Annotated in this window: 16 protein-coding genes and 1 tRNA gene; 13 read left to right on the top strand and 4 right to left on the bottom strand. The window is 65.4% G+C overall.

The features are described 5' to 3' along the window. The gene (locus GGC64_RS21925) at positions 1 to 771 is read right to left on the bottom strand and encodes an SDR family oxidoreductase (RefSeq protein ID WP_192724621.1); all 771 of its coding nucleotides are present in this window, start codon (positions 769 to 771) and stop codon (positions 1 to 3) included. A 17-nt stretch (positions 772 to 788) separates the two neighbouring features. On the opposite strand from GGC64_RS21925, the gene GGC64_RS21920 reads away from it, so the two are divergent. From GGC64_RS21920 to GGC64_RS21910, 3 genes are read left to right on the top strand one after another with little or no spacing between them, the layout of a single operon-like run. After that, complete coding sequence (locus GGC64_RS21920; RefSeq protein ID WP_192724620.1) at positions 789 to 1397, top strand: histidine phosphatase family protein; 609 nt, start codon at positions 789 to 791, stop codon at positions 1395 to 1397. Between the two features lie 9 nt (positions 1398 to 1406). Continuing rightward, positions 1407 to 2432, top strand: a complete 1026-nt coding sequence (locus GGC64_RS21915; RefSeq protein ID WP_192724619.1) for a phosphotransferase family protein — start codon at positions 1407 to 1409, stop codon at positions 2430 to 2432. A 1-nt stretch (position 2433) separates the two neighbouring features. Continuing rightward, the gene (locus GGC64_RS21910) at positions 2434 to 3351 is read left to right on the top strand and encodes an alpha/beta fold hydrolase (protein ID WP_192724618.1); all 918 of its coding nucleotides are present in this window, start codon (positions 2434 to 2436) and stop codon (positions 3349 to 3351) included. Here the strand turns inward: GGC64_RS21910 and GGC64_RS21905 are convergent. After that, positions 3348 to 3752 carry a lipopolysaccharide assembly LapA domain-containing protein gene (locus GGC64_RS21905; RefSeq protein ID WP_192724617.1) on the bottom strand — a complete coding sequence of 135 codons (405 nt, stop codon included), beginning with the start codon at positions 3750 to 3752 and terminating at the stop codon, positions 3348 to 3350. The genes GGC64_RS21910 and GGC64_RS21905 overlap by 4 nt on opposite strands. Positions 3753 to 3881: 129 nt before the next feature. Between GGC64_RS21905 and GGC64_RS21900 the strand changes: the two genes are divergently transcribed. From GGC64_RS21900 to GGC64_RS21880, 5 genes are read left to right on the top strand one after another with little or no spacing between them, the layout of a single operon-like run. Then, complete coding sequence (locus GGC64_RS21900; RefSeq protein WP_192724616.1) at positions 3882 to 4823, top strand: ABC transporter substrate-binding protein; 942 nt, start codon at positions 3882 to 3884, stop codon at positions 4821 to 4823. A gap of 4 nt (positions 4824 to 4827) precedes the next feature. Continuing rightward, on the top strand, positions 4828 to 5937 hold the full coding sequence (locus tag GGC64_RS21895) for an ABC transporter ATP-binding protein (RefSeq protein ID WP_192724615.1): 1110 nt from the start codon (positions 4828 to 4830) through the stop codon (positions 5935 to 5937). 3 nt (positions 5938 to 5940) lie between these two features. After that, positions 5941 to 6624 carry an ABC transporter permease gene (locus tag GGC64_RS21890; protein WP_192724614.1) on the top strand — a complete coding sequence of 228 codons (684 nt, stop codon included), beginning with the start codon at positions 5941 to 5943 and terminating at the stop codon, positions 6622 to 6624. After that, complete coding sequence (locus GGC64_RS21885; RefSeq protein ID WP_192724613.1) at positions 6621 to 7421, top strand: ABC transporter permease; 801 nt, start codon at positions 6621 to 6623, stop codon at positions 7419 to 7421. Before GGC64_RS21890 ends, GGC64_RS21885 begins: the two co-directional genes overlap by 4 nt. After that, complete coding sequence (locus GGC64_RS21880) at positions 7418 to 8035, top strand: putative glycolipid-binding domain-containing protein (RefSeq protein WP_192724612.1); 618 nt, start codon at positions 7418 to 7420, stop codon at positions 8033 to 8035. The genes GGC64_RS21885 and GGC64_RS21880 overlap by 4 nt, the downstream gene beginning before the upstream one ends. Here the strand turns inward: GGC64_RS21880 and GGC64_RS21875 are convergent. After that, entirely contained in the window at positions 7998 to 8942 is a 945-nt protein-coding gene (locus tag GGC64_RS21875) for a prephenate dehydrogenase (RefSeq protein ID WP_192725230.1), read from the bottom strand. The two genes, GGC64_RS21880 and GGC64_RS21875, sit on opposite strands and share 38 nt — an antisense overlap. A gap of 108 nt (positions 8943 to 9050) precedes the next feature. Here GGC64_RS21875 and GGC64_RS21870 point away from each other — a divergent pair, with 108 nt between their 5' ends. The 5 genes from GGC64_RS21870 (at position 9051) to GGC64_RS21850 (ending at position 12139) form a co-directional block, all read left to right on the top strand. Beyond that, positions 9051 to 9572, top strand: coding sequence for a tRNA adenosine deaminase-associated protein (locus tag GGC64_RS21870; RefSeq protein ID WP_192724611.1), 522 nt, complete (start codon positions 9051 to 9053; stop codon positions 9570 to 9572). Then, positions 9569 to 10027 (top strand): nucleoside deaminase, encoded by a 459-nt coding sequence (locus GGC64_RS21865; RefSeq protein ID WP_192724610.1) that lies wholly within the window; start codon positions 9569 to 9571, stop codon positions 10025 to 10027. The genes GGC64_RS21870 and GGC64_RS21865 overlap by 4 nt, the downstream gene beginning before the upstream one ends. 29 nt (positions 10028 to 10056) lie before the next feature. Then, a tRNA-Ser gene (locus tag GGC64_RS21860) sits at positions 10057 to 10147 on the top strand. Between the two features lie 381 nt (positions 10148 to 10528). Continuing rightward, positions 10529 to 11461, top strand: coding sequence for a hypothetical protein (locus GGC64_RS21855; RefSeq protein ID WP_192724609.1), 933 nt, complete (start codon positions 10529 to 10531; stop codon positions 11459 to 11461). Positions 11462 to 11506: 45 nt separating this feature from the next. Then, positions 11507 to 12139 (top strand): hypothetical protein, encoded by a 633-nt coding sequence (locus GGC64_RS21850; RefSeq protein ID WP_192724608.1) that lies wholly within the window; start codon positions 11507 to 11509, stop codon positions 12137 to 12139. Here the strand turns inward: GGC64_RS21850 and GGC64_RS21845 are convergent. Further along, the gene (locus GGC64_RS21845; RefSeq protein WP_192724607.1) at positions 12136 to 12510 is read right to left on the bottom strand and encodes a hypothetical protein; all 375 of its coding nucleotides are present in this window, start codon (positions 12508 to 12510) and stop codon (positions 12136 to 12138) included. The two genes, GGC64_RS21850 and GGC64_RS21845, sit on opposite strands and share 4 nt — an antisense overlap. Positions 12511 to 12558: the final 48 nt, after the last annotated feature.

The raw sequence follows: 12558 nt of genomic DNA, 5'->3' as shown, positions 1-12558 counted from the left end.
TCACGGAATGCCGCCGTCGACGCGGATGATCGAACCGCTGGTGTAGCTCGACGCATCGGACGCCAAAAACAAAGCGGCGCCGATGATTTCGGGCGGATTGCCCAGCCGCTTGAGCGCGAAGTGCTGGGCGCCCTTAGTCGTCGCCGGGATGTCCCAGGCCTTGCTGATGTCGGTCAGGAAAGGCCCCGGCATCAACGTGTTGACGCGCACCGTCGGTCCGAAGGCAAGGGCCAGCCCTTCGGTCAGCGCGTTGAGCCCCGCCTTGGCCGCTGAGTACGGCAGCTGCTCGGGCCTGGGCCGGCGTGACCCGCTCGAGCTGACGTTGATGATCGAACCGCCGCCGTCGGCCACCATCCGCTCGCCGACCAGGGCCGACAACCGGAACGGGCCTTTGAGGTTCAAGTTGATCACGGAGTCGAACAACTTCTCGGTGACCGAGCTCAGCGATTCGTACAGCGGCGACATGCCCGCGTTGTTGATCAGGACGTCGACCTTGCCGAACCGTTCGTAGGCCGCGGCCACCAGCCCGTCGATCTCGTCCCAGTGCCCGACGTGCACCTGGTACGGGAACGCGCTGCGCCCGGTGGCGGCCTCGATCTCCTTGGCGGTGTCGACGCACGAGTCGTATTTGCGGCTGGCGATCACCAGATCCGCGCCGCAGTGCGCGGCCGCGAACGCCATCTCCCGGCCGAGGCCGCGGCTGCCGCCGGTGACCAGCACGACCCGGTCGGTGAGATCGAAGAGTTGGTCGGCGTATCCGCGAGAAGTCACAGCAATATGGTGACACGGTGCAACTGCTTCTCATCAGGCATGCGCTGCCGCTGCGCAGCGAACCAGGACAAGGCTCGGACCCTGACTTGTCCGAGGAGGGTTTCGAGCAGGCCAAGCGACTGCCCGACGCGCTCGCCCGGTTCCCGATCACGCGGCTGGTCAGCAGCCCGCAGGTCCGCTCGATACAGACCGCCCAGCCCGTTGCCGACGCGCTGGGGCTGGACATCGAGGTCGACGACCGGCTCGCCGAATACGACCGCGACATGGCCCACTACATCCCGATCGAACAGATCGCCGCCGAATTCCCCGAGGAGCTGGCGCGCCTGGCGCAGGGGCACCTGCCCAGCAGTGTCGACGAGCAGGCGTTCCTGGACCGCATCAATGCGGGCATCCGGGCGATCGCTGAATCCAGCGAGCACGAGGACACGGTCGCGGTGTTCACCCACGGTGGCGTCATCAACGGTCTCGTGCACACCATCATGGGCACCGAGAAGATCCTGTGCGTCAACGTCGACTACGCCGGCATCACGCGGCTGCTGTCCTCCCGCGAAGGCAACCTCTACGTCGCCGCCGTCAACGGAACCGAGCACGTATGGGACCTCTTGCCGCGAAACCAGCGGTGGTAGACAAGTCGAGTGACTACCTCGCTCGAAGGGCTGGACCTCGACGCCCTTGATCGCCATCTGCAGTCCATCGGCATCGCACGCAGCGGGGAGTTGCGGGCCGAGCTGATCTCCGGCGGCCGGTCCAACCTGACGTTCCTGGTGTCCGACGACGCGCACAAGTGGGTGTTGCGGCGGCCGCCGCTGCACGGGCTGACGCCCTCGGCCCACGACATGGCGCGCGAGTACAAGGTGGTTGCGGCGCTGGCCGACACCCCGGTGCCCGTCGCGCGCGCCGTCACGATGCGCAACGACGACTCCGTGCTCGGCGCGCCGTTCCAAATGGTGGAGCATGTTGCGGGCCGGGTCGTCCGCTACGACGACGAGCTCGAGAAGCTCGGCGACAAGGCCGTCATCAGCGACTGCGTCGACGCGCTGATTCGGGTGCTCGCCGATCTGCATGCCGTCGACCCTGAGGCCGTCGGGCTCGGCGACTTCGGCAAGCCAACGGGCTACCTCGAACGGCAGGTACGCCGTTGGGGCGGGCAGTGGGACCTGGTGCGGCGCGAGGACGACCCGTGCGACGCCGACGTCAAACGGCTGCATTCGGCTCTGGCAGAAGCGATTCCGCCGCAGAGTCGTAGCTCGATCGTGCACGGCGACTACCGGATCGACAACACGATTCTCGATGCGCAGGATGCCACCAAGGTCGTGGCGGTGCTGGACTGGGAGATGTCCACGCTTGGCGATCCGCTCAGTGACGCCGCGCTGATGTGCGTTTACCGCCACCCCATGTTCAACATGATCCACGCGGCGTCGGCGTGGGCGTCACCGCTCATGCCCGAGGTGGACGACCTCGCGAATCGCTATTCGTTGGCAGCCGAACAGCCGCTGGACAACTGGGACTTCTATCTGGCACTCGGCTACTTCAAGGTGGCAATCATCGCCGCGGGCATCGCATTTCGAGCCCGCATGGGTGGCGGGGTGGCCGACGATGCGGATGCGGTCGACAAGGCGGTGGCTCCGCTGGTCGCCGAGGGCCTGCGCATCCTGGCCTGACATGCGCCGGTTCGTCCGCTTCGCTGCCTGGTCGGTTGTTCTCCTGGTGGTTGCACTGACGGCGGTCAACCTCACATTGGCGAAGCTGCCTTCGATGCCGCAGTCCGACGGGCGGTATATCAGCCTGCGGGGCAAGGACATTAACTTCTTCGAGCAGCCCGGCGAAGGTCCTCCGGTGGTGCTGATTCATGGACTGCCCGGCACGCACAAGGATTTCGAGCGGGTCTTCCCGCTGCTGCGGGGCAGGCACGTGATCGCAATCGACCGCCCCGGGTTCGGGTGGTCGAAGGGCGGCTGGCTGCCGTATCAGGAACAGATCGAGCTGGTGCACGAAATGCTCACGCAGCTAAGGCTTTCCCGCGCGGTTGTGGTCGGGCACTCGTTCGGCGGCACGGTGGCGCTCGGGCTTGCGCGTCGGTATCCGCAAGACATCGCAAAGATGATCCTCGTCGCGCCCGGCGCGGGTGGCACCCGCTCGAAGCCGATGGATCAATTCAACGCCCACTACGTCCAGTTCAGTCAGCTGCCGGTCGTCGGCACAGTCATCGACGTGACGGCAGGAAACGTGATCAAACGGCTGATCGCGAGCGGTGGTGCAGCGCATGCCTTCGAGCCGAAGCCGACGGACGCGACATACGAGGCGCGCCTGCTGTCGGTGACGATGACGCCCGGCAATCTGGCCGCATACGCCTCAGACCAACTGGAGTTCGACGACACCTCGCGTTGGGTGGACGCCAACGTGTCCCAGATCCGCGTGCCGTCGGTGATCGTCGCCGCGCTCGACGACAAGCTGATCAGTATCGACCACGCCCGACGGCTCGCCGACAGCCTGCCGCAGACCCGACTGGTCATCGTCGACGGCAACCACATGATCCCGTACACCCACCCCGACGTGATCGCCGCTGCGGTGCTGAATTAAAGGCCTGCCTTCAAATTCTTCTTCGCCGCGCGGCGCAACTGCACAATGCGCGCGGTGCCTGCCGCGACGGTCAGCAGTCCGCCGCACACCGCGGCGAGCAGAATCGCCACGCCCACCGGCAGGTTCCACTCCCACCCGAAGAAGTGGATGGTCGCCGAATCGGTGTTCTGCAGGATGAAGACCAGCAGCAGGATCAGAATCACGAACCCGACGATCAGCGCCGACCACAGCGCCGCCGCACGCGTGAACTTGACGGCCGACTCCGGCGAAACGAGATACTCGCCCGGGGTGGCCGTCGGGTCCGGCGGCGCCCCCTTCGAGGAGCCCGCCTGCGGCTCAAGAGGCCTCGGCGGAACCTCGCCGCGGGGGTGATCGGGCGAGGCGGGCGGATCGCTGGTCATAGTGCCATCTTTGCCCGTTCCAGCACCGAAAGAAACCACATCAGTGATCACGCTGACCTAAAGGGCGGCGTTTCGGCGCACATCTCGATAGGGTCCCGGGGGAGCCAATGCGCCGGGAGGACGTTCGGTATGTCGAGCACGCGTACATCGATTCTGGCGGTCATGGCGGCGGTTCTCGCGCTCGTGATCGCAGGCTGCGGCAGCTCCAACCCGCTCGGCGGCGGAGAGATATCCGGAGATCTCAAGTCGATCAAGGTCGGTTCGGCCGACTTCACCGAGTCGAAGATCATCGCCGAGCTCTACGCCCAGGCGTTGGAAGCCAACGGCTTCACCGTCGGCCGTCAGTTCGGCATCGGCAGCCGCGAAACGTATATCCCTGCGGTGCAAGACCATTCCATCGACCTGATCCCGGAGTACACCGGCAACCTCCTTCAGTACTTCGACAAGCAGGCGACGGCGACGACGTCCGATGCGGTGCTGTTGGCTCTGCTCAAAGCGCTTCCCGGCGATCTGTCGATCTTGTATCCATCACCGGCGGAGGACAAAGACACCCTGGCGGTGGCCGAGGCGACCGCGCAGAAGTGGAATCTCAAATCGATTGCGGACCTTGCCGCGCATTCAGCCGAGGTGAAAGTCGGCGGGCCATCGGAATTTCAGACCCGCGTGACCGGCCTCGTCGGTCTCAAGGACAAATACGGTCTGGACATCGCGCCCGCCAACTTCGTCGCGATCAGTGACGGCGGCGGACCCGCGACAGTGCAAGCCCTGACGAGCGGTGCCATCACCGCGGCCAACGTCTTCAGCACTTCACCGGCGATCGAGCAGAGTCACCTTGTGGTTCTCGAGGATCCGAAGAACGTATTCCTCGCGGCGAACGTGGTGCCGCTGGTGGCGTCACAGAAGATGTCCGCTGAGCTCAAGACCGTATTGGACGCCGTCAGCGCGAAACTGACCACAGAGGGTCTGATTCAGCTCAACACGGCGGTGGAAGGCAACAAGGGCATCGACCCCGACGAGGCGGCGCAAAAGTGGATCAAGGACAACGGCTTCGACAAGCCCCTGCAGAAATAGACGAATGATCACATTCGAGAACGTCACCAAGAAATATCCCGATGGCACTGTCGCGGTTGACAACCTGACACTGGAGGTCCCGGAGGGGACGCTGACGGTGTTCGTCGGTCCATCCGGCTGCGGCAAGACCACCTCGATGCGGATGATCAACCGGATGATCGAGCCGACGTCGGGCACACTCACCGTGGACGGTAAAGACGTCACGAAAGTCGACGCGGTGAAGCTGCGGCTCGGCATCGGCTATGTCATCCAGAGCGCGGGGTTGATGCCGCATCTGCGGGTGGTCGACAACGTCGCCACCGTGCCGGTGCTGCGAGGCGAATCACGGCGCAGCGCACGCAAATCCGCGCTGGACGTGATGGAGCGCGTCGGTCTGGACCCGAAGCTCGCCAACCGCTACCCGGCGCAATTGTCGGGCGGTCAACAGCAGCGGGTTGGTGTGGCTCGCGCGTTGGCTGCGGACCCGCCGATCCTGTTGATGGATGAACCGTTCAGCGCGGTGGACCCGGTGGTGCGCGAAGAGTTGCAGACCGAAATCCTGCGGCTGCAAAGCGAATTGCGCAAGACGATCGTGTTCGTCACCCACGACATCGACGAGGCGGTCAAGCTAGGCGACAAGGTCGCGGTGTTCGGGCGCGGCGGCACGTTGTTGCAGTACGCAGACCCGGCGTTCGTGTTGTCCAACCCCGCCAACGAGCTCGTTTCGGGATTCGTCGGGGCCGACCGTGGTTATCGGGGCTTGCAGTTCTTCCATGCGACGGGTCTGCCGCTGCACGAGATCAAGACGGTGGCCGACGGCGAGGTCGACGCTCTGGCGTTGCAGCCCGGTGAATGGTCCCTGGTCGTCAAGGCAGATCGCACGCCACTGGCCTGGATCAACGCCGATGGTGTCGCGGTCCACCGCAAGGGCTCATCGCTGTATGACAGCACCGTCGGCGGCGGGTCCTTCTTCAAGCCGGACGGCACCCTGCGACAGGCGCTCGACGCCGCGCTGTCCTCACCGACCGGGTTGGGTGTTGCGGTCGATGAGAGCGGCCACTTGATCGGCGGCGTGCGCGCCGATGATGTGCTCGAGGCGCTCAGCGAACAGCGCCGCGTTCCGGAGCTGGGGTAGCCGATGCGCTATCTGCTCACTCACCTCGACGACCTCTGGACGCTGACGCTGATCCACCTACGGTTGTCACTGGTTCCAATCGTCCTTGGACTGATCATCGCCGTGCCGCTCGGCGCGCTGGTCCAGCGGACCACTGCGTTGCGACGGCTGACGACGGTGACTGCCAGCATCATCTTCACCATCCCGTCCCTGGCCCTGTTCGTCGTGCTGCCGCTGATCATTCCTACCCGCATCCTCGACGAGGCGAATGTCATTGTGGCGCTGACGCTTTACACCGTCGCGCTGTTGGTGCGCGCGGTGCCCGAGGCGCTGGACGCGGTGTCACCCGCGGTGCTCGACGCCGCGACCGCCGTCGGCTACAAGCCGATCTCGCGAATGTTGAAAGTGGAGCTGCCACTTGCTGTTCCGGTGCTCATTGCAAGTCTGCGCGTGGTCGCCGTCACCAACATCTCCATGGTTTCGGTCGGATCGGTGATCGGAATCGGTGGCCTTGGCACCTGGTTCACCGAGGGGTATCAGGCCAACAAGAGCGACCAGATCATCGCAGGCATCATTGCGATCTTCGTGCTGGCCATCGTCATCGACTCCCTGATCATGTTCGCCGGAAAGGCGATGACGCCCTGGACGAGGGCCACCAATGTGCCCCGAGCAGCACGCGCAGGAGCGACCGCAGGAGCGGCCGCATGAACTTTCTGCAGCAAGCACTTTCGTACATCTTCACCGCGGCCAACTGGGGTGGGGCCGCCGGCCTTACGGCCCGCATTCTCGAGCACCTGCAGTACACCCTCGTCGCCGTCGTCTTCTCGGCCCTCATTGCCATCCCACTCGGCATGATCATCGGGCACACCGGCCGCGGCACCTTCCTCGTAGTGACCGGGGTCAACGCGCTTCGCGCACTGCCCACGCTCGGCGTGTTGTTGCTGGGTGTACTGCTGTGGGGCCTGGGGCTGGTGCCGCCGACGGTGGCGCTGATGTTGCTGGGCATCCCACCGTTGTTGGCGGGCACCTACTCCGGCATCGCCAATGTGGACCGCGCGGTCGTCGACGCGGCGCGTTCGATGGGCATGACAGAGACCCGGGTGCTGCTGCGCGTCGAGGTGCCCAACGCGATGCCGCTGATCCTCGGGGGCCTGCGCACGGCGACGCTGCAGATCGTCGCCACCGCGACGGTCGCGGCCTACGCCAGTCTCGGCGGCCTCGGCCGCTACCTGATCGACGGCATCAAGGTGCGTCAGTTCTATCTCGCGTTGGTCGGTGCGCTGATGGTCACCGCGCTGGCGTTGCTCCTCGACGCGGCGCTGGCTTTCGCCGTATGGGCGTCGGTCCCCGGCTCCGGCCGGCTGCAGAAACTTCGGGGCATGCCGCAACCGTTGCTCGGCGACGAGATCGTCCTCGAGTCGAGAACGACGGCGCACTCGCCTTCTTCAAGCAGTTCGGTAGGCCGCTACGAACGAGGGGATCCTTCGCTTACGGTAGAGGGGTGAGTGAAGCAGGCGGCTCCGAAAGCGCAGGCGCACGCGAGGAGCAAAAGGGCCAGTGGCCGCGAATCTTGACCTGGCGAGCGCATGACGTACCGCGGATGGAATCCGTGCGGGTTCAGCTGTCCGGCAACCGCATAAAGGCATACGGCAGGATCGTCGCCGCCGCGACGCCGTCGCATCCCGCCTTCTCGGCTTCCTATGACCTGGTGACCGATGAGGCGGGCGGGACAAAGCGGCTGTCGATGACCGTCACACTTGCCGAGCGCGAGCGGCAGCTGTCGATCGCCCGCGACGAAGAGAACATGTGGCTGATCCAACAGCACACCGGCGAATCCAAACGCGCCGCCTATGAGGGCGCGCTCGATGTCGATGTGATCTTCAGCCCGTTCTTCAACGCGCTGCCGATCCGGCGCACCGGGCTCTATCAGCGCACCGATTCGATCACGTGCCCGGTGGTCTACGTGCGGCTGCCCGAGCTGTCGGTGGACCCTGCGGTCATCGGCTACAGCAGCGCGCCCGACGGGATCAAGCTGCATTCTCCGGTCGCCGAGACCACGATCCGGGTCGACGACGAGGGCTTCATCCTCGACTACCCAGGGTTGGCAGAGCGGATCTGATCACCCCGCCCGCGCGGCCGGCGGCGGCGAGCTCCTCGCGCCACCTCTCGTTGCCGACGACGACCGTCACGATGTCGGGTCTGCTGAAGCTGTCGTAGCGGATCCGGGCCGCATGACCTGGTTCGACCAGCTCCGTCAGCGGGCTCTTCGCGGCCAGCGCATCGCGGGCCTGGCCGAGCAGTGAAAGCGTGCGCTCCAGAACAGGCAGCAGCTGATCGGCATTGGCCTCGCACATGGCGCGCACCAGATCAGGTGCGGTGGCCGCCACTCTGGTGCCGTCACGAAACGAGCCGGCGGCCAACGCGAACGCTAACGGCACCTCGCCCGCGGTGATCGCGAGCGCTTCGGCAAGCAGGTGGGGTAGGTGTGAGATGGTGGCGGCGGCGGCGTCGTGCTCGTCGGATCGGGCCGGGACGACGACGGCGCCGCAGTCCAGCGCGAGGTTCATCACCATCGTCCAGATGTCGGGGTCAACGTGGTCGTCGACGGCGACCACCCAGGGCGCGCCGACGAACAGCCGAGCGTTGCCGGCGGCCCAGCCGGAGTGCGCTGTCCCGGTCATCGGATGGCCGCCGACGAAGCGCTCGAGCAGACCGAACGACCGGACTTCGTCGACAACGCAGCCCTTCACACTGGTCACGTCGGTCAGCGGGCATTCGGGCGCGGTGTCACGGATGCGACCCAACATCTGCGACAGTGCAGGCACCGGGACGGCGAGCACGATCAGGGCTTTGCTGTCGGCGGCGTGCGTCAGGGCATCGTCGAGGTTGTCGGTGGCGTCGAAGCCGTCGAACTTCGCGGCCTGGACGCCATCGATCGAGCGGTTGTAGCCGAACACCTCACGCCCGGCCGCGGCCGCCGCGCGCATTACGGAGCCCCCGATAAGTCCAAGACCCACCACGCAAATGGGTGTGTTTGTCACCCTTCCAGGTTGGCATATCGCCGGTATCGCCCGACGTCAGGCTTGGTGGCCATTGCTGGTAAAGCCTGCACCTCCGGACTACCGTTAGCCCACATGGGAGCACAGAGTGCACCGGCACAGGGCCAGGCCGCGGATATGCCCGACGGCTTCGGCGTGGCCGTTGTACGCGAGGACGGCAAGTGGCGTTGCTCGGCGATGCGCAAGGCCGCCCTGAACAGCCTCACCGCGGCGGAAACAGAGCTACGCGAATTGCGCAGTGCCGGTGCCGTTTTCGGATTGCTGGACGTCGACGACGAGTTCTTCGTGATCGTGCGGCCGGCGCCTGCCGGAACGCGGCTGCTGCTTTCGGACGCAACCGCCGCACTCGACTACGACATCGCTGCCGAGGTGCTCGAGAAGCTCGACAACGACATCTCACCCGAGGAACTCGAAGAAGCCGACCCGTTCGAGGAGGGCGACCTCGGGGTATTGGCCGATATCGGCCTGCCGGAAGCGGTGCTTGGCGTGATCCTCGACGAATCCGACCTGTATGCCGACGAGCAGTTGGGCCGGATCGCCAGGGAGATGGGATTCGCCGACGAGCTGTCGGCCGTCCTCGACCGTTTGGGTCGGTGAAAACCGACGAAGACCTCATCCGGGTTGCGTTGGAGGCCGCGCGGGCAGCGGGCCCGCGCGATGTGCCGATCGGGGCGGTGATCGTCGGCGCGGACGGCACGGAATTGGCGCGGGCGGCCAACATGCGCGAGGAACTCGGTGATCCGACCGCGCATGCCGAGATCCTGGCGATGCGGGCCGCGGCATCCGCGTTGGGCGACGGCTGGCGGTTGGAAGGCGCCACGCTGGCGGTCACGGTGGAGCCATGCACGATGTGCGCGGGCGCGTTGGTGATGGCGCGGGTAGCGCGACTGGTGTTCGGTGCGTGGGAACCCAAGACCGGTGCGGTCGGGTCGTTGTGGGACGTGGTGCGCGATCGTCGGCTCACGCACCGGCCCGAAGTACGCGGGGGAGTGTTGGCTTCCGAGTGCGCCGCGCCGCTCGAGGCGTTCTTCGCGAAGCAGCGATTGGATTAGGGCGGTCGTCGGCCGGTAAGCTGCCACACGGTGGCGTGTCCGAGCGGCCTAAGGAGCACGCCTCGAAAGCGTGTGACGGGTAACCCCCGTCCGAGGGTTCAAATCCCTCCGCCACCGCCAACAGCCAGCAGCCTGTTCGAGCAGGTCGATGGCGTCACTTCTCGACGCTGAAGACCTGCGAGAAGTTCGCTCAGCGCTTGATGGCGAAGCTTTCGAGGCCGCGATCGCCGGCCGGTTACGCCGTCTCCGAGACGATCAGCGAGGGCTGCCGATTCGCTTGAGCTGCGGTTTCAGTGGATGCACCAGGACTCTGATCTTGGTCTTGCTCACACTTATCTTATTTGCACCTACGTCAAACCTGCGCCGTGGTAAATAAACGCGACTCTCACCCGCACTGCCCTAACGAACGGGGATTTGCTCATGGCCGCACATTCATCTCAGGCTCGCTCGAGTGCCCGTCGAAACGGAGGCGGCCGCCATCGCGCGAGAACATCGCGCCATTTGGAGCCGTACAACTGGCTGGGCGCCGGCGCGATCACGGTCAGTGTCGCGCTCGGGGCCGCATTCGTCGGCGGGTCGGGTATCGCACAGGCTGACGACGATTCGGGTAAACCCGCCGCCACCGCGTCCTCGGCATCATCGACGTCGACCTCGTCCGACGACCAGGTCCACGCCCCGAAGAAGCCCGACTCTCCCGCTACCGACCACAAGAAGTCCGAGTCGGACACGCCGACGTCCGATGACTCAGCGGCTGCGGACACAGCAACGACTACCAAAGTCGCCGATTCTGCGCTCGATGGAACAGAAAAACCCGACACCAAGTCGTCGGATGCCGGTAAGCACGCGACGACGCAGAAGGACACTGAGTCGCCCGACGCCACACCGACAGCAGAGGATTCAAAGTCCCCGACGGAGACAGTCACCGACACCTCGGAGAAGTCGGCTGCGGTGGCAGCCGATGCGCAGCCCGTTGCCGACCCCGTTGAGGTTTCCAGCCCGGATCCCGTTGACGCCGTAGGCAGTTCGACGGTGTTCGGCTTCAATGGCGCCAACACGGCGGGGAGCCGTTTTTCGGCGACGGCGAAGCCGACGAGCGCTGTCTCACTCGCCGGGCCTGCCGCCGCACTGCCCAACCCGTTTGGGCTCATCGGTGCGGTGATTGCCTACGACCTCAAAGGAGCCCAGGACCTGATGAACCCCGTGATCGCAGGGGCGTTGGGCGTATGGCATCTGCAAACCGGGTTGAACGAACTCAAGACTCTTCATCTGATCGGCGGCGCTTTGGACATCGTCAGCGGCGTTCTCGCCCTGGCCACCCCGATTCTCAAAGCGGTGCCAGTGCCAGGAGTGACGCTGTTGATTCCGGTCACCGCAGTGCTGGGAAGCACCACTGCGACTGTCAACACAATCGGCCAGGGGTTGTTGCACTGGTAGCGCTTTGTTGCCGACAACGGCGCGCTCGTCTGTAAGGCTGTCCCCGTGCAGCTCGTGCTGAGTGTTTTCGCGCTTACCGTCGCGACGCTGACAGTGATTCTTGCTGCACGGCGACTCCTCGACTTCGGAAGTCAGCTCGTATACGCCCGATTGGTTGCAGTCGGCGGGATGGTGGCGTTCTCGTCGGAGCGCACGGAATCGGCCGGGGGTCGTGAGCACTGCGTCCGCTTCGAGGTTGGTGGTCCCGGCGTCTTTCACAACGTCACGGTGGATCTCCTCGGATTGCCGGAATTCGCTGCAACACCCGTGTCGCCGGCACCTCGAACCACGATGAGCGCCCGCGACGACCCGATCGACTGGACCTTCACCGTGCCGGACGGCGAAGCAGCGTCCGACGCCTGGGTGATGGTCTCCTGGATTCGGTCGCACTTCGAGGGCATCGATTCCGAGGCAATTGCTCAGCGGCTCAACGACAGTCAGCTCTACGAATGGCGTTGGTTCACCGAACCGACTCGCTTCGTGCGCACCGGCATTCGGCATGTAGCCCGTCGATACCCACGCCGGTCGACCCGGACCATGCGCGAGCTTCCTTTGTATGGACGGTGGCGACGGACCACGTCGAGTAGCCCAAGCGACTTGATCGGGCCTGCCGACAGCCCGCCTCCCCTACGCCGTTAAGCGAACGGCACGCCGTAGTCGGGTGTCCATGCGCCGCCGATGCAGCTCATCGTCACGCCGTCGGCCGTCAGCGCCACGCCCTTGTCCTCACCGCACGCCGCGCGGTTGGTGCGGATGCCGACCAGCGGCGGCGAGCTGATCCACTGCCCCTTGGCGCTGCATGCCAGCGTGGCACCGGACGGGTCGAGGGCCAGGTTGTATCGGGTGCTCGTGACACAGGCATCGCCCGCGCTGGCGCCGCGTTCGATATACGGCACGCAGGCGGGCGCGGTGCCGTCACAGGACACCGGATACGCCGATGCGCTCGTCGCCGTCACCATCGGTGCCGCGATGAATCCACAACCCAACGCCACTGCAGCCATGAGTTTCATGGCGCTTAGCGTAGGGCCCTGCGCAGGCGCACGGGTGCGCATTAGGCT

Source organism: Mycobacterium sp. OAS707, assembly GCF_014873705.1.
GTDB lineage: Bacteria > Actinomycetota > Actinomycetes > Mycobacteriales > Mycobacteriaceae > Mycobacterium.
Note: the sequence above shows the minus strand (reverse complement) of the source record. Positions and strands in the feature narration are given on the sequence as shown.